22 protein-coding genes are annotated in these 21,633 nt (G+C 67.8%); 6 read left to right on the top strand and 16 right to left on the bottom strand.

The genetic code is table 11. The features are described from left to right. Positions 1-329 precede the first annotated feature (329 nt). Positions 330-1,100: an endonuclease/exonuclease/phosphatase family protein gene (locus tag ABD255_RS18230; protein ID WP_344215389.1), complete on the top strand. Its 771-nt coding sequence runs from the start codon at positions 330-332 to the stop codon at positions 1,098-1,100. Between the two features lie 150 nt (positions 1,101-1,250). Here ABD255_RS18230 and ABD255_RS18235 read toward each other — a convergent pair whose 3' ends face one another. The 4 genes from ABD255_RS18235 to ABD255_RS18250 form a co-directional block, all read right to left on the bottom strand. Then, the gene (locus tag ABD255_RS18235; RefSeq protein ID WP_344215391.1) at positions 1,251-2,564 is read right to left on the bottom strand and encodes a nicotinate phosphoribosyltransferase; all 1,314 of its coding nucleotides are present in this window, start codon (positions 2,562-2,564) and stop codon (positions 1,251-1,253) included. Between the two features lie 8 nt (positions 2,565-2,572). Next, a complete protein-coding gene (locus ABD255_RS18240) occupies positions 2,573-3,271 on the bottom strand; it encodes a universal stress protein (RefSeq protein ID WP_344215393.1) in 699 nt (232 codons plus the stop codon). Positions 3,272-3,424: 153 nt separating this feature from the next. After that, positions 3,425-3,700, bottom strand: coding sequence for a dsRBD fold-containing protein (locus ABD255_RS18245; protein ID WP_344215395.1), 276 nt, complete (start codon positions 3,698-3,700; stop codon positions 3,425-3,427). A gap of 76 nt (positions 3,701-3,776) precedes the next feature. Then, on the bottom strand, positions 3,777-4,202 hold the full coding sequence (locus ABD255_RS18250) for an Hsp20/alpha crystallin family protein (RefSeq protein ID WP_344215397.1): 426 nt from the start codon (positions 4,200-4,202) through the stop codon (positions 3,777-3,779). A gap of 104 nt (positions 4,203-4,306) precedes the next feature. On the opposite strand from ABD255_RS18250, the gene ABD255_RS18255 reads away from it, so the two are divergent. Further along, the gene (locus ABD255_RS18255) at positions 4,307-5,410 is read left to right on the top strand and encodes a baeRF2 domain-containing protein (protein WP_344215399.1); all 1,104 of its coding nucleotides are present in this window, start codon (positions 4,307-4,309) and stop codon (positions 5,408-5,410) included. 839 nt (positions 5,411-6,249) lie between these two features. Here the strand turns inward: ABD255_RS18255 and ABD255_RS18260 are convergent. The 3 genes from ABD255_RS18260 to ABD255_RS18270 all read right to left on the bottom strand — a co-directional run bounded on the left by ABD255_RS18260 (position 6,250) and on the right by ABD255_RS18270 (position 8,554). Then, positions 6,250-6,720, bottom strand: coding sequence for a universal stress protein (locus tag ABD255_RS18260; RefSeq protein WP_344215401.1), 471 nt, complete (start codon positions 6,718-6,720; stop codon positions 6,250-6,252). A gap of 40 nt (positions 6,721-6,760) precedes the next feature. Next, a complete protein-coding gene (locus ABD255_RS18265; protein ID WP_344215403.1) occupies positions 6,761-7,261 on the bottom strand; it encodes a CBS domain-containing protein in 501 nt (166 codons plus the stop codon). Positions 7,262-7,720: 459 nt separating this feature from the next. Beyond that, positions 7,721-8,554 (bottom strand): class I SAM-dependent methyltransferase, encoded by an 834-nt coding sequence (locus tag ABD255_RS18270; protein ID WP_344215406.1) that lies wholly within the window; start codon positions 8,552-8,554, stop codon positions 7,721-7,723. A 174-nt stretch (positions 8,555-8,728) separates the two neighbouring features. On the opposite strand from ABD255_RS18270, the gene ABD255_RS18275 reads away from it, so the two are divergent. The 3 genes from ABD255_RS18275 to ABD255_RS18285 all read left to right on the top strand — a co-directional run bounded on the left by ABD255_RS18275 (position 8,729) and on the right by ABD255_RS18285 (position 12,470). Next, positions 8,729-9,205 (top strand): SRPBCC family protein, encoded by a 477-nt coding sequence (locus ABD255_RS18275; RefSeq protein WP_344215408.1) that lies wholly within the window; start codon positions 8,729-8,731, stop codon positions 9,203-9,205. A gap of 25 nt (positions 9,206-9,230) precedes the next feature. Then, positions 9,231-12,056: an AfsR/SARP family transcriptional regulator gene (locus tag ABD255_RS18280; protein WP_344215409.1), complete on the top strand. Its 2,826-nt coding sequence runs from the start codon at positions 9,231-9,233 to the stop codon at positions 12,054-12,056. 258 nt (positions 12,057-12,314) lie between these two features. After that, entirely contained in the window at positions 12,315-12,470 is a 156-nt protein-coding gene (locus tag ABD255_RS18285; RefSeq protein WP_344215411.1) for a hypothetical protein, read from the top strand. 550 nt (positions 12,471-13,020) lie between these two features. On the opposite strand, the gene ABD255_RS18290 is transcribed toward ABD255_RS18285, so the two are convergent. From ABD255_RS18290 to ABD255_RS18330, 9 genes are all read right to left on the bottom strand, one after another. Next, positions 13,021-13,824, bottom strand: coding sequence for an ABC transporter permease (locus ABD255_RS18290; protein ID WP_344215414.1), 804 nt, complete (start codon positions 13,822-13,824; stop codon positions 13,021-13,023). Then, complete coding sequence (locus ABD255_RS18295; RefSeq protein ID WP_344215416.1) at positions 13,824-14,714, bottom strand: ABC transporter ATP-binding protein; 891 nt, start codon at positions 14,712-14,714, stop codon at positions 13,824-13,826. Before ABD255_RS18295 ends, ABD255_RS18290 begins: the two co-directional genes overlap by 1 nt. Before the next feature lie 5 nt (positions 14,715-14,719). Next, positions 14,720-16,828, bottom strand: a complete 2,109-nt coding sequence (acs, locus tag ABD255_RS18300) for an acetate--CoA ligase (RefSeq protein WP_344215418.1) — start codon at positions 16,826-16,828, stop codon at positions 14,720-14,722. Then, a complete protein-coding gene (locus tag ABD255_RS18305; protein ID WP_344215420.1) occupies positions 16,812-17,117 on the bottom strand; it encodes a hypothetical protein in 306 nt (101 codons plus the stop codon). The genes acs and ABD255_RS18305 overlap by 17 nt, the downstream gene beginning before the upstream one ends. Positions 17,118-17,336: 219 nt before the next feature. Next, positions 17,337-17,726 carry an SDR family NAD(P)-dependent oxidoreductase gene (locus tag ABD255_RS18310; RefSeq protein WP_344215422.1) on the bottom strand — a complete coding sequence of 130 codons (390 nt, stop codon included), beginning with the start codon at positions 17,724-17,726 and terminating at the stop codon, positions 17,337-17,339. Positions 17,727-17,932: 206 nt separating this feature from the next. After that, positions 17,933-18,334: an arsenate reductase ArsC gene (locus tag ABD255_RS18315; RefSeq protein ID WP_344215424.1), complete on the bottom strand. Its 402-nt coding sequence runs from the start codon at positions 18,332-18,334 to the stop codon at positions 17,933-17,935. After that, the gene (locus tag ABD255_RS18320) at positions 18,331-19,092 is read right to left on the bottom strand and encodes an aquaporin (protein WP_344215426.1); all 762 of its coding nucleotides are present in this window, start codon (positions 19,090-19,092) and stop codon (positions 18,331-18,333) included. Before ABD255_RS18320 ends, ABD255_RS18315 begins: the two co-directional genes overlap by 4 nt. After that, a complete protein-coding gene (locus tag ABD255_RS18325) occupies positions 19,089-19,754 on the bottom strand; it encodes an arsenate reductase ArsC (RefSeq protein ID WP_344215428.1) in 666 nt (221 codons plus the stop codon). Before ABD255_RS18325 ends, ABD255_RS18320 begins: the two co-directional genes overlap by 4 nt. Next, on the bottom strand, positions 19,751-20,434 hold the full coding sequence (locus ABD255_RS18330; RefSeq protein ID WP_344215430.1) for an arsenate reductase/protein-tyrosine-phosphatase family protein: 684 nt from the start codon (positions 20,432-20,434) through the stop codon (positions 19,751-19,753). Before ABD255_RS18330 ends, ABD255_RS18325 begins: the two co-directional genes overlap by 4 nt. Before the next feature lie 237 nt (positions 20,435-20,671). Here ABD255_RS18330 and ABD255_RS18335 point away from each other — a divergent pair, with 237 nt between their 5' ends. Continuing rightward, positions 20,672-21,511, top strand: coding sequence for an SAM-dependent methyltransferase (locus ABD255_RS18335; protein WP_344215432.1), 840 nt, complete (start codon positions 20,672-20,674; stop codon positions 21,509-21,511). The last annotated feature ends 122 nt before the right edge of the window (positions 21,512-21,633 follow it).

Genomic DNA, 21,633 nt, shown 5'->3' on the forward strand with positions numbered 1-21,633 from the left:
ACTTGAAGTCACCCGGAACCCCGGACCGCCGTGGTGTGGATCGTGCAAGGGTCGGGTCCGAACGGGCGGACGTCCGCGACGAGTCTCCGTTGGGCCGCCGGAAGTTTCCCCCGCGACGGCTTCTCGGCAACCTCGGCGGCGGCCGGACAGCCGGCGCCAGCTTGGTCGCGGAGCGTGCGGTGGAGCTCATCCACAAGCCCGCCCTCGCGCTCCAGCACCTGCACCTTTTCGCGCAGTTCGCCCGCCGAGAGGGCTTGGCCGGCGGGAATGGACCTGTGGGTCGATAGCTTGGTGGACCGTTCACATCGAGACGTTCGGGAGGGTCGCCGATGCAGTACGCACGACGGCGCGTCGTACAACTGGTCGTTCTTGCCCTGCTGGCAGTCGGAGTCGCCATCGCGGCACCTGCCGCGGCGGCCGAGCGGGACCGCCTGAAGATCTCGATCGCGAATGTGGCCGGCGCGGCCAAGCCGCCGGTCGGCGTGATCCTGGATACGCAGAAGCCGCACATCATGGTGATCAGCGAGGCGTACCGGGCGCGGGCGCACCTGTCCGAGGTGGCCGACCGCTACGGGTACCGGCTGCGGCAGTACGGGCCCGATCAGGGCGCCGAGGCGCCGGGAATCGCGCTGCTGATCAAGAACGGCGTCACCATCAAGGACCGCAGCCTGCTGAAGATGTCCGAGCCGTGGTGGTGGAAATCCGGCAAGCGCGACCCGCGCCGGTACCCGGTTGTCGTCGTCGGGGTCAACGGCAAGACCTGGCACGTGGTCGGTGTCCACTTCCCGCCCGGCGGACCGTCGGGCGGCGTGGTCGTCGACTACAAGAACCGCGCCGCCTGGATCGAATCCCGCAAAGCCGTGCAGGCCTACGCCGCCAACCACCCGAACGCGCCAGTGGTCGCGGCCGGCGACTTCAACGCGACCGCGGACGAATGCCGGAGCCACTTCCCCGGGTTCCTGGTGGCCCAGGGCGCCAAAGTCGACCACGCCCTGGCGAAGAAGGACCGCGGCGCCCGGTTCGACGACGTCATCCGCCACGACGCCCCCAACGGTATGCACGGCTGGATCACCTTCAAACTCAGCGCCACCCCCTCCTGACGCCGCGGGTCCGCCGTGCTGAAGCGCGTCACCTGACAGCCGCACCTCCACGTCCCGCTAGCGAGGACGGAGACGGCGCAGCAGCCATCTGGGACACCCTCGGTGTCGCGCATCGTCTCGGCAACAGTCGCTGAGGAATCCGTTCCAGTCCTAATGTCTCTCGAGCCGCTTGTCGAGGTCGGTGGTCAGCTGTCGTAGCGACTGGGTCAGCTCAGGAGTCATCGTCTCGGGTCGACGGATGCGGCGTACTGGTTCGGACAAGCCGGCCAGATCGGCGCGGAAGTGTCGGTGGGCGGCCGCTACAACGTCTTGTGGCGGCTCTGCCGGTGAGATTCGCCGGCCCTGAAGCATGGCCGGTTCGAGCAGCGGCTCCGCTCCCGGTGGCCCGAACTCGTCGCGACACGCGATCAGGTCAACGGCTCCCGCTCGGCGGAAGACCTGCTTCGGTCCAGGGAGAGTCGCCTTGCCGGTGGACCTTTTCATGACCGGGTGGCCGTCGTACTCGACCAGCTTGTAGGCCGAGTCGAGGTACGGCGCATCGGCGGACGTACCCACCTTCGTGCCGACAGCGAACAGGTCGACCGGTGCCCCGACGGCCACCAACCGTTCGACGGCGTACTCGTCCAGGCTGCCGTTCGCGACGATGCGAGCAGTTGGCACACCGGCGTCGTTCAGGATCCGCCGCGCCCGCCGTGACAGCACGTCGATGTCGCCGCTGTCGAGTCGGACACCCAACTGCCGTTCTCGCGCAACCGTTCGTAGAACATCGGCAGCGATCCACACGCCGCGCTCGGTGTCGTACGTGTCGACGAGCAGGATCGCGGGACCCGTCGACCGCCGGACGAAGGCGCGGAACGCCGTACGCTCGTCCGCGAAGGACTCGACGAACGAGTGCGCCATCGTGCCCACCGCCGGCAACCCGTATCGTGCCGCGGCGGCGACGTTGCTTGTCCCGGCGAAGCCGACGATCGCGCCCGCACGCGCCGCCTGCAGACCGGCTTCGACGCCGTGCGTACGACGCAGCCCGAAGTCGACGACCGGTTTGCCGGCGGCTGCGAGGACGCACCTGGCTGCCTTGGACGTCAGCGCCGTCGCATACGTGACCTGGTTGAGCAAGAACGTCTCCACGAACTGCGCTTGCGGCAGCGGCGCCGTCACCTCCAGCAGCGGCTCCCCCGCGTACACCACACGTCCCTCGGGCACCGCCCACACATCACCGGTGAAACGCAGGTTCCGCAGTTCCAGCGCCGGCCGGCCGAGCGCATCACTCAGTACGGCGAGGTGCGCGGCAGTGACATGGAAGCGTTCGAGGTAGTCGATGACCCGCTCCAGCCCGGCGGCGACCAGGAACCCGCGATCGGCGGGCAGATCGCGCACGAACAGACTGAACGTCGCCGGCGCGGTCATCCCCTCACCGAGGTAGGCCAGCGCCATGTTCACCTCGTACAGATCAGTGTTCAACACGTCCCGACTCATGAACTCGCCCCACGCTCATGAACCACCGCGACCGGAACCCCGGCGTACTGCAGAACGCCCCGCGCCACCGAGCCGATCATCAGACCGGACTTCCCGCGGTGGCCACCGAGCACGATCAACTGGGCATCCCAGGCATGCACCATCCAGAGCGGAACGTGATGGAGGGCCGCTGTGTCGAAGGCGAACTCCAGCGCTGCATCGTGCTGCTCGCCCAAATCCACACCCACGACGATCGGTGCCTCCGTGGCACGATCCGGTCTCCAGCCGTCCGGTACGACGACAACCGGGCCTTCAGCGTGGTTCGCGACGAACTCCGAGGTCGACCCGATCAGCAACCGGTCAAACCCACCGGCACCGCGGCGGCCGGCAACCGTCAGCGCGGCCTCCGAACTCAGCTCCACCAGCCGCCGGTGAGGTGAACCGACCAGAACGTCGGTCCCGAACTCGAGCGTCTGACCCGCGGCGACGACGTACTGCTCGAGCTCGTCGATGAATCCGCTGTCAGGTTCAGGGATCGCCAGCGCGACAGCCACCTGGCTGTCACCGCTCAACGGAAACGCGTACCCGGGTCGCTCGTCCACGACGTGCACCGCGTGCAACGGCATCTGCCGCAGCGCTGCTTCGTGCAACGCCCAGTCGAGCGCTCCGGATCTCCGCCAGGCAACGTCGACCCCGACCACGATCTGCTTACCCACCATTCGACGATGCCTCCCGGACGACCGGCACCACAAGGGTCTCCCCGCCCATTCCCCGGATCCTGAACCGGCCGGCTGGGACTGATCCGCGAGCTCCCGCTCAGAGCGCGCCCGACACTCAGGACCAGGCGATCCCGGAAGCACGTGTCTGCATCAGCTCCGCAGGTGGACGTGTTCCTCGGTGAGCTGTTCGATGTCTGTCGCGGCGGTGTGGATCAGTTCGTGGGCGAGGCTCGAGAGGGCTCGCGCGGCTGCGAGCTCGTCCCCGATCGCCGCCACCTCGGCGTCCTCGGGGTGCCGGTGCGCGGTTCCCCGTCCGACGAGGTACCTGTTGTCGCCGGTGTGCAGGCGAGCCTCAGCGTTCGTCATCCGTTCGTCCACGTGCTCGTCGATGTAGATCTCGACGTTCCATTGCCTCGTTGTAGTCATCGTTGCTCCCTTCCTTCGGCGCCAAGGCGTGTGCACCGGCCCGGCCGGTGGTGTCCGGCCGGGTCGGTCGCGTGGTTCACTCCTTGCGCTCGATCGCGATGGTGCGCCCTTCCACCGACTTCGGTGAGATCGGCACGGTCACCTCGAGGATGCCGGCCGCGTACGTCGCCTTCACGGCGGCCTCGTCGGCGCCGTCGGGCAGCATGACCCGGCGGTTGAGTGCGCCGTAGTGGAACTCCGAGTGGCCGCCCTCGTGCTCCTCCTGCTGACGACTGGCCGCGATGGTCAGCATCCCGTTCGCGACCTCGACCTTGATGTCCTTGTCCGGGTCAAGGCCAGGCAGTTCGGCGCGGACGACGTACCTGTCGCTCTCGGCGAACTCCTCGATCCGGACGCCGCGCATCGCCGCGGCCTGCCAGGGGAACATGCTCGGCAGGCTCTCCGCCCAGTCGAACAGGTCCGCCAACTGACGCCGACTGTCCCTGTGCTGCAGCATCGACATGGCAGCTCCTTCCTTCATCTCACCCCTTACTCCCACAGGCGCAGAATGGAAAGGGTCCGAGCGCACCGCCCGGATGAGTTGTGTCCCGAAGGCGGGTGAGAACCATGACGATCCTGAGCGGTATCGACGACACGCCACTCACGAAGCTGCTGGCCGGAGACACCCCGGTCGCCTCGATGTACTTCGATCAGCGGCCGCCGGGCGACGTACCGGTGCGCTGGCGAACCGTCGCCCGCCTGCTCTCCGAGCAGGGTGCACCAACACACACGATCGACGCACTGGCCGAGCACGTGCTGGACGCCGTACCAGGTCCGGGACAGCTGGCAGCGTTCGCGCAAGGTGACAAAGTGACGCTTACCCTCACCCTCCCCGAAGCGGACGCCGCCTACATCGGCCGGTACGGCGCCCTACCGCACCTGAAACCGCTCCTGGCCTGGGAACAAGAACATCCCGCCCGCATCGTCGCGACGCTCGACCGCACCGGCGCCGACATCTCGGTCTACCCCGCCGGAAGCAGCGAACCACAGGCCGCGACCGTGAACGGCCCGGACGACGAGATCGAGCGCAACGCCCCGGGAGGCTGGTCGCAGGGCCGGTACCAGAACCGCGCCGAGGACTCCTGGGAGCACAACTCCATCGCAGTAGCGGAGACCGTCGCACGGCTACTGAAGCGTTTCAGGGCTCACGTGCTGTTCTTGGCCGGCGACGTCCGGGCGCTCCAGTACCTCGAGGAGCACTTGCCGCGCTGGATCCAGACCGGCGTGACAGTCCGTCGGCTCAGCGGCGGCCGCAGTGAGGACGGCTCCGCGGCACGGCAGTCCGAGCAACTCGTCGACCAGACCCGGCAGATCGTCGCCGAGCAGAACGCCGCGCTCCTCGCGGAGTTCGCCGCACACGTCGGCACCGGCGGGCTGGCCGTCCAAGGCACCGACGAAACCTTCGCGGCGCTGGCCGCCGGGCGTGTCCGTACCCTGCTGCTCCCCACCTCCGACAGCGATGATCGAGCATGGTTCGGGCCTGCCCCGACCGACCTCTCCCTGCAGCCGAATCCGCTGATCGGGGCAGCCGGTGCTGCGTGTGAGGCGCCCCTCGAGGACATCGCGATCCGGGCCGCCCTCTTGACCGATGCCGACGTTCGCATCGTTCCCGACGAGGAGGCCACGTTCACCATCGCCGCACTGTGCAGGTTCACGCCCACGGCCGCATGACAGTGGGGCGGCCAGCACCTGGACCGGGTGTAGCGCTGACCGCCCTACTTCTTAGACGGCGAGCACGAGGACTGGGTTGTCCTTCAAGGTGGTTGTAGAGGTTGAAGTAGCCGTCGGTCCCGATCGGGTTGTTCGGGACGGTGACGAACTGGGTCCAGATCGTCTTGCCGTCGACGCGGAGGACGAGGCGGTTACCAACCTCGAGCCGGAGCAGCCTGTCTCCGAACGCCGTTCCCCCTGATGCCGGCGTACGTCGGCGAACCAGTTCAGCGGACGCCTGGACCACACCGGGTCGTTGAACACGGCAGCGGTTCTCACCGGCACGCGGGCCACGTTGTGGCAGGCACTGCGGGCGGGCTAGTCCAGTGCAGCCCGTGCGGTCGAAACAACCACGGCCTGTCCGATGACCGCCGCGGCGACAAGCGCTGCGAGGCCGGCGGTGGACGGGTGAAGAGAACGTGCGCGACGCATCCGGTGTCTCCTGTGCTGTGAGGGCAGCCGCTCCACAGCGCGGGCGGCCTCGGATCCTTCTGCGCCCGTGTGACGCCATCACATACCCGAGGTCACGAACACGCGAACGTTCACTTGTACCGGAGCGGGCTCAAGGCACTTGTGGTGGGTTCCCCGGCCACGGTCCGACCGGAACCCCTCACAGCCGAAACATCCCCTTGACGGCCGGGGAACCCGCCGAACACCCCACCACAAGCCCAGGCACAGCACAACACCCAACCGCCATCCGGACAACCGACATCGGGCGCCCTCCTCGCCCTGGCCGCGCGCCCCCGGAAGCGCGCCTGGAAGCCGGCGGAGCGACCGCACCATCTTGGCTCTACTGGTGATCAGAAGGTCGGGACGGCACCCTCCGGACCGTGCAGGTGGTGGCGTGACTTCGACGCCTTGCGCTCGCGCTCGGCTCTGGTCGGATCGGGCAAGATCACCACCGGACAGGGCGCGTGGCGGATGACGTGCACGCTGGTCGATCCGACCAAGGCGTCGTGGAATGCGCCGTGGCCGTGACTGCCGAGCACGATCAGCTCGGCATCATGTGCCGCCTCGCACAGCTGCTCGCTCGGACGCCCTTCGCGGATCACCTTCTCGACCTCCGGCGGCTGCTCACCGACGACCTTGGCCAGCACCTCCTCCAGGACGTCGACCGCACGCTGTCGAGCTTCCTCCGCGCTGCCGACCGGCTGCCCGTAGTCCGGCCCGTTCCACGTCCAGACCGTCACCGCACGCAACCGGCACGACCGGCGATGCGCCTCGTCGTACGCCCACTCGACCGCACGCTGTCCGGCAGTCGATCCGTCCACACCACAAACGATCACACCACTCACGATGTACCTCCCATCGCTAGAAGCCGGTGACGAGCAGGTCGTCGACGTCGTACCTGAGGTTGTTGTGTACGGCGATGACGCCGGCGACTCGGGATGCGGCGTACCCGGCGTGGTCCACCTGGCTGTGATAGGCGAGTTCACCCTCGAGGGTGACGACACCACCCCGTACTTCCACAGTCAGCGTCGCCGCCTCCAGGGCCGGGCGGAAGCGATCACGCTCTACCGCCAGGTGCACCTCGGCAGCGATCTCCTCGTCCGAGCGCCGGTACACCGCGAGCAGGTCTCGCCGGGTCAGCAGCCCGACCAACTCGAGGCCGTCGTCGACCACGCACAGCCCGGGTCTCGTGGGGTCCGACAGCCGACGGACCGCGACCCCGATCGGCACTGCGCCCGACACGACCGGTACTGCGCACGCGTCTGCCACCAGCAGCGCACACGCGACCTGCTTCAGCGGGGCGTCGGGAGGCACCGTGACCGGTGACCGGGTCATCACTGCCCCGACGACGGGTTCAGCCATCTTCTACCTCTTCGAACTTACCAAGATTAGCAACTGGTGAATCGCCCGAGAAGGCGTCGCGGGTCAGGAGCGGCCGGTGCACAGGCCCTGCACGAGCGGAAAGCAGAGTTCTTCAAGACGCTCGCTCACCCTGCGCGGATCCGCGTACTCGCTGACCACCCCGCCGCTGAACTGCAGCCGTCCCGCCGATCCCTGGCCCGCCCCTTCAAAGGTGGAATCTCGGGCTCCGGAACACCCCGCGTGGTGGCGAAGCTACGCCTACGTGTCTAGCGTTGCTGAAATCCCGTTCACCTTCGCCTCTGCCCAGGCAGCGCACTGACGAGGCAGGGGCGAAGGCTCGGTGGTGGTCACCCGATACCGACTGCTGAGCCGCGGGGGCGCTCGGACTCGTCAGCTCGGCCCCCGCCTCACTGGTCAGAAGAAGTTGTTTCGCGCGTGGTGGTTCCCGAGGGTGGAGTGTCAGGTCGTACGCCTCGCCCAGCATTGGACTAGCGTGAACGTGAGGCCCCAGCGGCCAGGATCCTGGAGTTCGCGCTCGGCCTCTTCGAGGATCTGGTCGAGTTCGTTGTCGTCGACGAACGAGCGCAACCGCCCGTCCAGTGCGGTGGCGAACTGGAGCGGGAGGCGCAGGTAGGGGTGGCCCGGAGGCAGTGCCTGGACCTCGGCCCGGACTTGCGGTTCGATGCCCGCGCTACGGAACAGCTCCAGTACCGTGACTGCGGCGTTGGGATCGCCGCCGGCTCTGCGGAAGGCGTCGCCCAGCAGCGGAATCAGGCCCTGAACCGCGACACCTCGGCTCAGCGGCACTGCCAGCGCGGGCGCTGGGGGGATGAAGTGCCAGGAGAGCGGATCGAGCTCCTCGAGTACCACGGTGCCGCCGGGACGGACTAGGCGGAGGTGGGTCGCCATCTGCTGAGGACCACGACCGAGCGGTGCAATCTGGAACCGGGCGTGCACCAGGTCGAACGACGAGGGCTCGAGTTCGCTTGCGAACAGGTCGTCCTTGACCAGCGTCACGTTTCCGAGGCCTTCCGCGGTCACGAACTGCTCGGCACCGGAGAGCATCTGTTCGTCGATGTCGGTTCCCACGACCTCCCCGTCGGGCCCCACCCATTCGCTGAGCACGCGCAACCAGCACATGGCGCCGCAGCCGATGTCCAGGACTCGCGCTCCCTGACCGGGACCGATCTCGTCCAGCAGGCGTCGACCACTCGGTTCCCACACCCGCGACTGAAGCTGCAGCCGCTCTAGTTCCCCGGCCTGCTCGGCTAGGGGGTACGAACTCCGGCTCATGGTTGTCTCCCCTGACTCGTCAACGTTCGTTGGGATCGTGCGCGCGGACGATCGCAGCCTGATCGCAGATCGACAACGCATCTGTATCGCCGCGGGCAGGGATCTGCGATCAGGCTGCGATCGAGCGCCGGCAACGTGAGGGCGTTCGCTACGGCACAACCGAAGGAAGCCATCATGAGGGTCGAAGAGAGCATCATCATCAACCGTTCCTCCGCGGAGGTATTCGCGTTCTTCGATAACCGAACCAACGACACGAAGTGGATGCGCACGGTGCTCGAATCCGAGTGGCTGGATCCCGGCACGACCACGCAGCTGGGTCGCCGAGGACGATTCGTCATGAACGCCATGGGACGAAGGAAGTTCACCGACGAAGTCACTGAGTACGAGCCCGGCCGAATCGTGGCGCATCAGTTCGTGTCCGAGCCGATGGTGTTCCACTCCGGCTGCATCGCTGAGCGGGCTGGCGATGGATGCCGCACGACGGTCTGGTTCGAGCCCGATCGGCTGCCCGGCGGGATCTTCGGCCGACTGGCAGCGCCATTGACCTTGCGGATCGTCCGTCGCAACTTCAAGGCTGATCTCGCCCGGCTCAAGACCATCCTGGAGGCCGAGCAGCGCGAAACCTCCGCCGACGAGCAAGTCGGGCCGTAGGCTCGAGTCAAACTCAGGAGGATCGGTGGAGTTCCGGATTCTGGGACCTCTCGAGGTGGTGGCCGGCGGCGAGTCCCTCGGCCTCGGCAGCCCGCTCCAGCGGACGCTGCTGGCCTTGCTGCTGATCCGAGCCGGGCAGGTCGTCTCCTTCGACCGTCTGGCCGAGGACCTGTGGGACGGCGAACCGCCGAACACCGCGCGGCACAGCGTCCAGGCGTACGCGCATCGACTGCGCCAGGTGCTGGGCGCGGACGCGTGGCGCCTGCAAAGCCGGCCACCCGGCTACCAGCTGAAGGTCTCCGCGGGCGAGCTCGACGCCCAGCGCTTCGAGCACCTTGCCGACGAGGGTCGCAGGGCCCTGGTCCGGGACGATCCCCGAGCGGCAGCGGATCTGCTGGCTGCCGCGCTTGAGCTGTGGCGGGGAGAACTGATGGCGGATCTCGCCGACGTGGCCGCGATCGAACCCGAACGCGCCCGGCTGGAGGCGTTGCGGCTGACCGCGCTAGAGGACCGGATCGAGGCCGACCTGGCGCTGGGTCGACACGCTGCCGTGATCGGGGAGCTCGAGTCGTTGCTGGCCGGGCGTCCGTTCCGGGAGCGGCCGTGGGGACAGCTGATGTTGGCGCTGTACCGATCCGGCCGGCCGGCGGACGCCCTGGAGGCCTTCCGGCATGCCCGCCGCGTGTTTAACGAGGAGCTGGGCATCGAGCCGAGCCCGTGGCTGTGTCGCCGTCAGGAACAGATCCTGCTGCGGGATGTCGCCCTCGATGGGCCCGAGCCGGCGAAGCCTCCGCGGCCTCAGCACAATCTGCCCGTCCAGCGGAGCACTTTCGTCGGTCGGAGGTGGGAGCTCGCCGAGCTACAGGGCCTGTTGCGGACCCACCGACTGGTGTGTGTGACCGGCCCTCCGGGTTCAGGAAAGACCCGCCTGGCCGTCGAGGTCGCCAGCAGCCTGCTGGAGGACTTCTCTCACGGGGTGCGTTTTGTTTCGCTGGCCGAGATCATGGATCCGAAGCTGATCCCGTCCGCTATCGGCGCCGCCCTCGGCGTCTCCGAGACGGCCGACCGGCCGACCGACCAGGCGCTCGTCGAGCATCTCCGGTCCCGGCGGCTGCTCCTGCTGTTGGACAACTTCGAGCACGTGCTCGCCGCGGCGCCGGCGGTGGGGAAGCTCCTCGACACTGCTCCCGGGCTTAGTGTGCTGACGACCAGCCGAGCTCCGCTTCGACTGTCCGGGGAGCAGGAGTACCCGTTGGACCCGCTGCCCCTGCCGGCAGCCGACGAACCGGCCGCGGAGCTTACGGACAACGACGCGCTGATCCTGTTCGCCGACCGCGCCGCGGCAGTCGACCCCAGGTTCAGCCTTGCCATCGACAACGCGCCGGCGGTGGCTGACCTTGTGACGCGCCTCGACGGGCTGCCGCTGGCGATCGAGCTGGCCGCCGCTCGCCTGCGGGTGTTCCCTCTCGAGGAGCTTAGACGCAGGCTCGACCCGGCCGTCCCGCTCCTGTCCGGAGGACCGGTTGATCACGCTGCGCGGCAGCGGACCCTCAGGAACGCCATCGCCTGGAGCGACCACCTGCTCAGCGCCGCGGACCGGGCGCTATTCCGGCGCTTGGGAGCTTTCTGGGGCGGTGTCACCCTTGAGGCCGCCGAGGCGGTCGCCGCCGGGTCACCCGTCGAGGACGTCGTCGCCGGCATCTCCACCCTGGTCGACGCGAGCCTGCTCGGCCGCCCGGAGCAGAAGCCCGACGCGACACGCTTCCGCATGCTTGAAACGGTTCGCGAGTACGCGAGTGAACAGTTGCGGGCAGCCGGCGAGGACAAGGAGATTCTCGATCGCCACGCCCGCTTCTTCGCCGACCTCCTCGAGCACGCCGAACCGGAGCTCACCGGGGCCAATCAGGCGAGCTGGCTGGAACGCCTCGACGCGGAGCACGCTGACCTCCGGGCTGCGCTGCAATGGGCTCACCAGACCGGTGACACCGAGCTGGCGCTCCTCATGGCCGGACGGATGTGGCGCTTCTGGCAGCTACGGGGCCATTTCACCGAGGGCCGCCGATGGCTCGAGGCTCTGCTGGCCATCAACGGGCCGGCGAGCGTGCCTCGTACCAAGGCACTGATCGGTCTGGGCGGGATCTGCTACTGGCAGTTCGACCTGGACGCGTCCGAGGCCGCATACCGCCAGGCCCGGGACATGGCCAAAGATCTCGACGACTGGTGGCTGGAACTGGAAGCCCTCACCGGGTTGGTCGCCACCCTCGCCTGCCATCGTGGCGACCTGCAGGCGGCGGCGCCCCTCGAGCAGCAGTACCAGGCCCTGATCGCCGAACACCCGGAACCGTTCGCGGTCGGTCTCGGCCTGGCAACCTCGATGGTGATGCGGCTGTTCGCCGGAGACCTTGACGACTGCCGCTCCTACGGTGAGCAATGTCTCGCCGGAACCCGTGCCCTCGGGGTGCGCTGGTACGAAAGCCAGACCCTGCGGACCCTTGCGCTCACCTCGCTGCTCCAAGAACGCTTTGAGCAAGCCGAAGCCGAACTCGTCGCCTGCCTCGACATCGCCGCCGAGTTGGGAGACCTGGCCGGCGCGGCAATGGACCTCGATCGGTTGGGACAGGCGGCGGTAGCGCTCGGACGGCCCGAACGAGCGGTGGTGCTGGCCGGGGCGGCCGACCATCTGCGTGAGTCCATCCCCGGCGGGCTCACGGTGCAGGCCTTTCGCTGGGAGACCGAGCCCCCGCGAGACACCGCCCGTCGGTTCCTCAGTGAGGACCAGATCGAGACCGCCTGGGCGCGAGGACGCACGATGGACCTGCAGGGCGCTCTCACCTACGCCCGTACGGTCTGATCCTCTCTGGCCGTCAGAACGCTCAAGCGTTGGGGCCTGATCACTCCAACATTCGCACCGCCCGACATGCTCCTGAGAGCCAGACCAACGCATACATCACCGACCGAAGTGCAGAGTTGCGCCAGGCTCGGTGCGACGAACGCAGGGTCGCCGTCTCACTAGAATTGACGCAACGCCGCTGAGAGCGCCTCCATGCGTCAGATCGGATGAGACAGGACACTAGATACCAAGAGCACCGATCTGCTCCTAGTGCGGATCATGCGCGGCGAAGAGTTCCAGGTTGGCGATCGTCTTCCCGGCATCAGCGCGCTGCAGGAGGAGTACAGCGTCCCGAGCCTCGGCGCGATCTGGCAGGCGCAGCAGATCCTCGTGTGCGAGGGGCTGGTCCGGACCGAGCAAGGATCCGGGGCCTAGGTCGTCTCGCTGGAGCCGAACGTGGACATCATGGCCGAGCTGCTCGAGCTCCGCGGCCGGCTCGACCGCGTCATCGCGGCGTACGAGCGAGAATCGGCATGATGCGGCTCTGTCGGTCACTCTGCTTAGGGTTCACCGCATGACGTACTCCGGTGGTCACGACCGTTCTGCACCCGCGCCCGCAGTCGCGCCTATTGCCGGTTTCCGGCGTACTCCGGTCGGCCCCCGTCAGGACCCCGGACCACCGGCCGCGCTGCGGGAGGCTTTGCACGAGGTCCTGCGGCTGCAGAACCGGCACACGAGCCTGGGGGTCGCTGGCGACTCCGTCCGGCTGCCCGAGGTGCAGACCCTCACCGTCCCTGCCCGATGGCTGCGCCGACTCGACGAACAGCGACCATCGCCCACCGCGACGCCGACCGAACCTCGTGGTGAACCCGGCAAACCGACATCAAAATTGGTGGAGATCTCGACGGTCACCGCAAGGCCGACCGACACCGCCTTTCGCGGGCAAACGACTTCACAATTCACGGTCAAAGCCAGACTGCCGAGATCAGCGGGTCAGGTCGCGGTGGGTGAACTTCCACGCGGCCAACACGACGGCGATCAGCGGGATGGCTGCGAGTACCCAGATGTCTCCGGCAGGCGCGGTACCGGCGACGAGGTCGGTAGGGCGGAAGTAGTGAAAGGGTGACGCGAACCGCAGGCCGCTGATGGCGTCGATGAGTAGTGCGATGAAGTTCAGGAAGAACCAGGCGACGACGATGCCCACGGTGATGCCGATCGCGTGCCCGCGCAGACTCGACGCCGCTGACACGAGCAGCCCGACCATCGCGACGCCGACGAACAGCAGCCACGAGCCGGCGAAGGCCCGCAGTACCGCCGTGATCGACAGCTCCGCCACCTCACCGATCGTCCGCCGGGCGATCACCACCGCGGCCAGTCCGCCGGCTTCCGCAGCGGTTACTGCCACCAGCGAGGCGACGGCCTTGGCGGCCAGGAACCGCACCCGGCCGACGGGCCGGGCGAGCACCAGGTCGATCGTGCCTCGCTCGATCTCGGTGGCCACGGAGCCCGCGGCCACGAGCAGCGCCGACGACGTCAGCAAGGCGAGGATGACCGGGTGCGTCATGCCCAGGCTCAACCATCCTTCGGCATGGAAGAAGTCGGCCGAGCCGCCGAGGAACGCCGTCATCGCCTTGGGCGGCGACTGCAGGAACGGCACGTTCGGCGCCTCCTCGGTGAACGACGAAGACGCGAAGAGAACAAGGTAGAAGAACGCGCCGACACCGAGGCTCAGGATGCCGATCGTACGGCGCACCTGCCGCAGCGTCTGGCGGAGTACGACGAGACTCATCAGGGCTCCCCATAGATGTCGAAGAACGTCTCGGCGAGATGCTCCGGCTCACAGACGAACTCCTGGACGGCGAGCGTGCCGAGCCGCCGCATCAACGGCTCCATGTCGCCGCGGAACTCGAACCGGTGGAGCAGGCCGTCGCTCTCCAGCGCCGAGACGCCCGGGATCGCGAACTCGCCGAAGGCGACCGGCTTCTTGAGCACCAGCGTGCAATGGCGGACACGCTCACCGGTGAGGTCGCGGGTCGCCCCGGTCGCCACGATTCGGCCGGCCTTGATCACCGCGACCCGCTCGGTGGTCTGCTCGACCTCGGACAGGATGTGTGAGGAGAGGAAGATGGTGCCGCCCGCCCGTCGGTGCTCGTCGAGCAGCCCGACGAACCGCTCCTTCATGACGGGGTCGAGGCCCTCGGTCGGCTCGTCGAGGATCAGTACGCGCGGTTCGTGCTGGAACGCCTGCACGAGGCCGATCTTCTGGCGCATACCGCGGGAGTAGAGCCTGACCTGACGGCGCAGATCACCCTGGGACAGTTCCAGCCGGTCGCACAGCTCCTGCCGTCGTACCGGCGGGCGCTGTTGCAGCTGACCGAGGTACTCGAGGCACTCCAGGCCAGTCAGCTGCGGCCACAGACCAAACTCCCCCGGCAGATGCCCGACCTCCGCCAGCACCGCCCTGAGATCCGTCACCACATCACGGCCGAGAATCCAGATCGTCCCGGCGGTCGGTCGCACCAGACCGAGCATGCTCCTGATCGTGGTCGTCTTACCTGCACCGTTAGGCCCGACGTACCCGAACGCCTCCCCCTCGGCCACCGACAACGACACCCCGTCGACCGCCGGCTTGTCGCCGTACCGCTTGACCAGCCCCACCACCTCGATCGCAACACCCACCGGGATCACTCGGAGTGGCCGAACGCCTTGACCTCGGCGGCCTCTTCCGGAGTGAGCTCGCGCGGTACTTCGCCGCGGTTGAGCTTCTCGCTCTGGACGCGGTGGCGGATGTCGTCGACGATCTCCGGGTTGGCGAGGGTCGAGACGTCGCCGACGTCGGTGAAGTTGGAGATGCCGGCGATCACGCGACGCATGATCTTGCCGGAGCGGGTCTTGGGCATGTCGGCGACCAGCCAGACATTCTTCGGCCGGGCGATCTTGCCGATCTCGTGCACGATCGCCGCACTGACCTTGTCCTCGAGCGACACATCCGGAGCGAACCCGGGCTTGAGCGCGACGTACATCTCGACGGCCCGGCCGCGGACGTCGTCCATCACCGGTACCGCGGCTGCCTCGGCTACCTCGGACACCGTCAGCGCGGCCGACTCGAGCTCCTTCGTTCCCAGCCGGTGCCCGGCGACGTTGATGACGTCGTCGACCCGGCCGAGGATGCGGAAGTATCCGTCTGCCGCCTGGACCGCGCCGTCGCCGGCGAAGTACGGCCAGTCGCGCCAATCCCGGCTGCGGCGGTCGCGGCAGTACTTGGCGTAGTAGATCTGCACGAACCGCTCCGGCTGGCCCCAGATCGTCTGGAAGATCCCCGGCCACGGATTGCGGATGCAGATGTTGCCGGCCCGCTCGCTGCCCGCCTCGATCACCGCGCCGTCCTCGTCGTAGATCACCGGATAGACGCCCAGTACGCCCGGGCCGCAACTGCCCGGCTTCATCGGCTGCAACGCCGGAAGGGTGCTGCCCAGGAATCCCCCGGTCTCCGTCTGCCACCACGTGTCGACGATCGCGGCCTCGCCCTTCCCGACGACGTCGTAGTACCAACGCCACACCTCGGGCTCGATCGGCTCCCCCACCGTCGTCATGTGCTTGAAGTGATAGCCGTACTTCGACGGCTCGTCCGGGCCGAGTTTCCGCAGCATCCGGATCGTCGTCGGAGCGGTGTGGAAGATGTTCACGCCAAGCCGCTCGGCGATCCGCCAGACACGGCCGGCATCCGGGTACGTCGGGACGCCTTCGTACATCACGCTCGTCGTACCGAGCGCCAGCGGACCGTAGACGATATAGGAGTGCCCGGTGATCCAGCCGATGTCCGCGGCACACCAGTACGTGTCCTCGGGGTGGATGTCCTGGTAGTACTTCGACGTCCCCGCGACGTACGCGAGATAGCCGCCCGTCGAGTGCTGACATCCCTTCGGGCGTCCCGTCGTACCGCTCGTGTACATGAGGAACAGCGGTGCCTCGGCCGGCATCGACACCGGCTCGACCAGTTTGCCGCGGTACTCGCGCAGGACTTCGTCGACGAAGAAGTCCCGCCCGGCGACCATCGGCGCCTCGGATGCATATTCGCCGGGGTGCCGCCGCCATACCAGGACCTTCTCGACCTCGTGCCCCAATGCGCGAGCCGCCTCGACGGCCTCGTCCGCCTTCACCTTGTGGTCCACGAGTTCGCCGTTGCGGTAGTAGCTGTCCATCGTCACCAGGACGTTGCTCCCCGAGTCGGCGATCCGGCCGCCGCACGCCGCACCACTGAAGCCGCCGAACACCTCCGAGTGGATCGCGCCGAGCCGTGCACAGGCCAGCATCGCTACCGGCAGCTCGGGAACCATCGGCAGATGGAACGTGACCCGGTCGCCGGTCCGGACACCGCAGAAACCCTGCAGCAGCGCGGCGAACTCGTTGATCCGCCGGCAGAGCTCCTGATAGGTGATCACCTGGGTTGGAGCGGCTTCGGGCTCCGGCACCCAGATCAGTGCTGCCTTGTTGCGGCTGCTCTCCAGGTGCCGGTCGACGCAGTTGTAGCAGGCATTCAGCCGACCACCCACGAACCACTTCCAGAACGGCGGATCACTCGTGTCCAGCGTCGTGTGCCAGTACGAGTCCCACGACAGCAGGTCGGCGTACTCCTTGAAGCACTCCGGGAAATTCACCTCGCCGAACCGCTCGATGATCGCCGGTTCGGAAGCGTTCGCCTGGCCGACGAACTTCGGCGTCGGTGGGTAGTACCCCTCTTCCCGCCAGTGGACCGCGATCTGAGCCTCGGACAGTTCAGGTTGAGTGGTCATGGGTCCAACCTCCGAGCAGGTTTGCGCACACACCGAACTCGTGGAGCTGAGCAGCAGCCTTCGCCTGACAGCTGAACGCGCCGGAATCGCCCAGCTCCAGCGACTCCCAGCACATCTGATCCACCAGCGTCATCGCCCGAACGACGACCGAGCCCAAGGCGGACGTCGGCATGGTCTCGGCCTCACGGCGAAGGCCGGCGATCTCACGCCCGGCGGACTCGGTCGTCGCCACCGCCCACAACTGCGCGAGCAACAACGACAACTCACCGGCGACATACTGCTGCGTCATCACGATCGTCCAGCCCTCACCCCAACAGTGCGCCGCCATGGCGGCGCTGCCAAGACCCCGCAGCCCTGTCGGGGGACAAGCGTTTGCTGGTGGGCGGTGGTGAGGGCCAGTGCGGTGAAGATGGAGGGCTACTCGCGCAGCAGCGCGGTCGTGGTGTACCGGACGTTGCACTCAGTCCCGGCCGCCGGATCCTCCGCCACACCGGCCGCGTCTGGCTTTTCAACTCCTACCCAGCACAGCCTCAGATGGGTGCGAGGGGGTAGTGAACGCCGGTGAGCTGCGCCGCTCGAACCCGTCCACCGTCAGCCCCTTGGGCACCGCCATCACGCCTGCGTTGTTGACCAGCACGTCGACGTCGTACGACAGGCCGTCGGCAAACGCCCGAACGGACGCCAGGTCGGCCAAATCGACGTCGAGTACCACCGTGTCGCCGTCGATCGCGTCGGCGACTGCCTGTGCCTTGTCAGGATTGCGGCACGCCATGATCACCTTGGCCCCGGCCGTAGCGAGCACTCGCGCCGTTTCAGCACCAAGTCCGCTGCTCGCGCCGGTCACGATCACGGTCCGCCCACGCTGGTCACCGATGTCCGCCGCAGTCCACCCACCCATGTCGTCCCTCCGGCGCCGCTACCACTCCTTCTGCAGGAGGGTAGTGCCGGGCAGCAGCGCCCGGCGACTGCGTGACATGGGCGGTAGTCGCTGATCGAGTGCCACCGCCCACGCGTCAACAGGTCCGCCTCACACAGCAGTCGCAGGTGGTCCGAGATCGACTGGTCGAATTCGGCCTCGAGCTGCCCCACACTCAGGGGCAACCGTCACGCGGCCTGCAGCTCGGCGAGGAGCTTCTCGACCCGGCCGCGGATCTCGTCGCGGACCTGCCGTACGACCTCGATCGGCTGACCGGCGGGGTCGGTGAGCTCCCAGTCCTCGTACCGCTTTCCGGGGAAGATCGGGCAGGCGTCACCGCAGCCCATGGTGATGACGGCGTCGCTGGCGCGGACATCCTCGGTAGCAAGCAATTGCGGGACGTTGCCGGTGATATCGATCCCGACCTCACGCATCGCCTCGACCGCGGTCGGGTTGATCTGGTCCCGCGGGGCGGATCCGGCCGAGCGAACCTCCACAGTGTCCCCAGCCAGGTGCCGCATCCAGCCCGCGGCCATCTGGGACCGGCCGGCGTTGTGCACACAGACGAACAAGACGACAGGTTTGCTCACGAGCTCACTCCAGAGTCGGTGGATTCTGATTCGGTGGTGCCGGTATGCGGTACGACGACGTCCGCCGCGCTGCCGAGACCGGGATAGAGGACGACCACGAGCCCGGCGCCGAGGATCGCACCGAACACCTGGAAGAACACGAATCCCGGCACGGAGGACGGGGCGATCCCGGCAAAGGTATCGCTGAACGCGCGGCCGATGGTGACGGCGGGATTGGCGAACGATGTCGACGACGTGAACCAGTACGCCGCCCCGATGTAGGCGCCGACCGCGGCGGGCGCGAGCGCCGCCCGGCCGGACCACACCAGCGAGAAGATCAGCACGATCAGACCAGCCGTGGCGACCGTCTCACCGATCCACAAGTGCCCGGCGGTACGATCCGTCGTCGACCACGAGACCGCCGCTTCGCCGTACATCAGGTTGGCCAGAATCGCGCCGGCGATCGCCCCGGAGATCTGGGCCGGGACGTACGCCGCGAGTTCGCGCAGGCTCAGGCCGCTCCCGTCGCGCTGACCGAGCCACCAGTCGGCTGCGGACACGACGGGGTTGAAGTGCGCACCCGAGACGGGTCCCAGCATCAGGATCAGCACGGCCAGACCAAGCGCGGTCGCGAACGAGTTCTCCAGCAACTGCAGTCCGATGTCGCCAGGCGAGAGCTTCGCCGCCGCGATGCCGGAGCCGACAACGACCGTCACCAGCAGGCCGGTCCCAAGTGCCTCCGCGAGAGCGCGCCGCCACAGGGAATGCATGCCGGTCATCCGTTGCTCACCGCAACCTCCAGCTCACCGAGCAGCACCCGGACCCGGCGCTCGATCTCGTCGCGAATCGGCCGTACGCCGACCACGTCGAGGCCGGCCGGATCGTCGAGGTCCCAGTTCTCGTACCGCGTCCCCGGGAAGATCGGGCACGCGTCGCCGCACCCCATCGTCACGACCACATCGGCCGCCCGCACGACCTCGTCGGTCCACGGCTTCGGGTACTCCGCAGAGATGTCGATCCCCCGCTCCGCCATCGCGGCCACCGCGGCCGGATCGACCTCGATGCCAGGCTCGGAGCCACCAGACCACGCGACCGCTCGGTCCCCCGCCAGTTGCTGGAAGAAGCCGAGCGCGATCTGCGAGCGGCCGGCGTTGTGCACGCACAGGAACAGCACGACCGGCTTGCCGTCATCGTGGTGCCCCTCGACCCGCGCGAGCGCGCTGAGCCGCTGCCGCGCGAACCTCTCGGCCAACAACGGCAGGAAGTTGGGGATCGTGCTCCCGGTTGCGAACTGGTCGTAGCTCGAGTGCAGGAACCGCTCGATCGTCTCGGCGCCGTAGAGGGCGGAGAACTCGTCGGTCAGCCGCGCGGCCGCCGTCCGCAGAGCGACGTGCTGGTCGATGGACAGGTCTTCGCGGCGGTGCCAGTCGAGTTCGGTCATCGCGCGCTCCCCTCAGGTGACAGAGCAGGCGCCAACCGGTCGATCCGGTCGGCGAGTTCGGTGTAGGCGGCCTCGAAGGCCGCGTCGGTGTCCGCCGGCGCGGGGTCCGGGATCGACCAGTGCAGCCGAGGCTGATGCTCGAGATGTTCGTGGGCGTTGTCACAGACCGCGATGAGCAAGTCGTCACCATGGACGACGTCAGCAAGGTGCGCAGTACGCCAACCGGACGGGTTCAGACCGTGCCGGCGGGCAACCTTGAGGGCACGTGGATGGATCCGCTCCGCAGGCTCCGTACCCGCCGAGGCAGCCGGGATGTGACTGCGCCGAGCCCAGATCGCCGCCGCCAACTGCGAACGAGCGGAGTTCTGCGTACACACGAACACCACCCGCTTCGCGGCGATCAGCGCAGGGATCGCCATGGCGGCCAGCGCCTCAGTCCGGAGACGAACGTAGGTCCGGCGGCGATCACCCTCGGACCGGGTCCGGACGACGAGCCCGGCCTCCTCCAGCACCTTCAGGTGATGAGCGAGCAGATTCGTCGGCAACTCCAGCGCCGCGCCCAGCTCCCCTGGCGCCGAATCACCGGCCACCAGCGCATCCACGATCGCGAGCCGCGCCGGATCACCGAGCGCCGCATGCACGCGCGCCCGCTTAGCCAGATGATTCCGCTCAGCGTCCATTGACTCAATGATCACTGAGCTACATGACGGAGTCAAGCTCCGTGGATCAATTCCGCCGCAGACGGGATCGGATGTCGTACGCCGGATTTGCTGACCGCGCCACGCGGCGGCGCGCATGTGCTGAACTGCTTGTAGATACTGGGCTTTACGAAGTTCGAACAGACCGGCGTGTAACGCTTACTCTCGGTGCGTTACCCTCGGACCGAAACGTGCGCCCCCACGACGCGAGGAGACGGTGTGGCTGATCAGCCCATGTCCGGGGGCTTGGTCACGCACGGTATCGATATCACTCGCCCGAGCGGCGCCCGGGTGTACGACTACTTACTCGGCGGCAAGGACAACTACGAGGCCGACCGGGAGCTGTGCCGGGAGATCGTGAAGATCGCACCGGAGGCCCGAGAGTGGGCGCGGGCGAACCGGCGCTGGCTCAAAGAAGTGATCACCTGGCTCGCCGGCGAGGCCAGGGTACGGCGGTTCATCGACGCCGGCTGCGGGTTCCCGACGGCGGACAACACGCACCAGATCGCGCAGCGCATGCACCTGCAGTCCTCGGTGGTCTACGTCGACAACGACCCGTCCGTGGCCACCCACGGGCGAGCGCTGCTGCTCGACAACGACCGCACGCACTTCGTCGCGGCCGACCTGACGCAGCCGGACCAGGTAATGGCGCATCCGGCCATCGCGAACCTGCTGGATGCGGGCGAGCCGGTCGCGCTGCTCATGGGGCTGGTGCTGCATCACATCGACGACCTCGAGCAGACCCGGGCGATCGTCAGGACCTACGTCGACGCGCTGCCGCAGGGTTCGTATCTCGCGATCACGCACGTCGGCAACCCGCAGGACGGCGGCCCGGTCGAGGCGCTCGTCACCGAACTCGGCGAGAACCTCAAGGACACCACCCCCACGCTCGCATTCCGCTCGGTCGAGCAGATCACGTCGCTCTTCGACGGGATGGAGCTGATCAAGCCCGGCGTCGTACGCCTGGCCGAGTGGCACGTCCCGGGCGGCCGCCTCGACGAGGACCCGCCGCACGACGCCCGCGACGTCATCTACGGCGGCCTGGCCCGGAAACGCTAGGTCGCGAGGCAGTCGGCTTCGTCTCGCTCCAGGCGAGGCGGCATGTGCGACCTGATGTTCCATCGCTGCCCGCGCCTTCCACTCTGTTCATCCCTTGTGGCCCGGGCGCGGGCAGTGCATGA

It is taken from the genome of Kribbella sancticallisti (assembly GCF_039530625.1).
In the GTDB taxonomy this organism is placed as follows: Bacteria; Actinomycetota; Actinomycetes; order Propionibacteriales; family Kribbellaceae; genus Kribbella; species Kribbella sancticallisti.

Coding starts and splice junctions, on each gene's coding strand:
- ABD255_RS18230 (WP_344215389.1), top strand. CDS start 330: ATGCAGTACGCACGACGGCGCGTCGTACAACTGGTCGTTCTTGCCCTG.
- ABD255_RS18245 (WP_344215395.1), bottom strand. CDS start 3,700: ATGACTACAACGAGGCAATGGAACGTCGAGATCTACATCGACGAGCAC.
- ABD255_RS18250 (WP_344215397.1), bottom strand. CDS start 4,202: ATGTCGATGCTGCAGCACAGGGACAGTCGGCGTCAGTTGGCGGACCTG.
- ABD255_RS18255 (WP_344215399.1), top strand. CDS start 4,307: ATGACGATCCTGAGCGGTATCGACGACACGCCACTCACGAAGCTGCTG.
- ABD255_RS18265 (WP_344215403.1), bottom strand. CDS start 7,261: ATGGCTGAACCCGTCGTCGGGGCAGTGATGACCCGGTCACCGGTCACG.
- ABD255_RS18270 (WP_344215406.1), bottom strand. CDS start 8,554: ATGAGCCGGAGTTCGTACCCCCTAGCCGAGCAGGCCGGGGAACTAGAG.
- ABD255_RS18275 (WP_344215408.1), top strand. CDS start 8,729: ATGAGGGTCGAAGAGAGCATCATCATCAACCGTTCCTCCGCGGAGGTA.
- ABD255_RS18285 (WP_344215411.1), top strand. CDS start 12,315: ATGCGCGGCGAAGAGTTCCAGGTTGGCGATCGTCTTCCCGGCATCAGC.
- ABD255_RS18290 (WP_344215414.1), bottom strand. CDS start 13,824: ATGAGTCTCGTCGTACTCCGCCAGACGCTGCGGCAGGTGCGCCGTACG.
- acs (WP_344215418.1), bottom strand. CDS start 16,828: ATGACCACTCAACCTGAACTGTCCGAGGCTCAGATCGCGGTCCACTGG.
- ABD255_RS18305 (WP_344215420.1), bottom strand. CDS start 17,117: ATGACGCAGCAGTATGTCGCCGGTGAGTTGTCGTTGTTGCTCGCGCAG.
- ABD255_RS18310 (WP_344215422.1), bottom strand. CDS start 17,726: ATGGGTGGGTGGACTGCGGCGGACATCGGTGACCAGCGTGGGCGGACC.
- ABD255_RS18320 (WP_344215426.1), bottom strand. CDS start 19,092: ATGACCGGCATGCATTCCCTGTGGCGGCGCGCTCTCGCGGAGGCACTT.
- ABD255_RS18325 (WP_344215428.1), bottom strand. CDS start 19,754: ATGACCGAACTCGACTGGCACCGCCGCGAAGACCTGTCCATCGACCAG.
- ABD255_RS18330 (WP_344215430.1), bottom strand. CDS start 20,434: ATGGACGCTGAGCGGAATCATCTGGCTAAGCGGGCGCGCGTGCATGCG.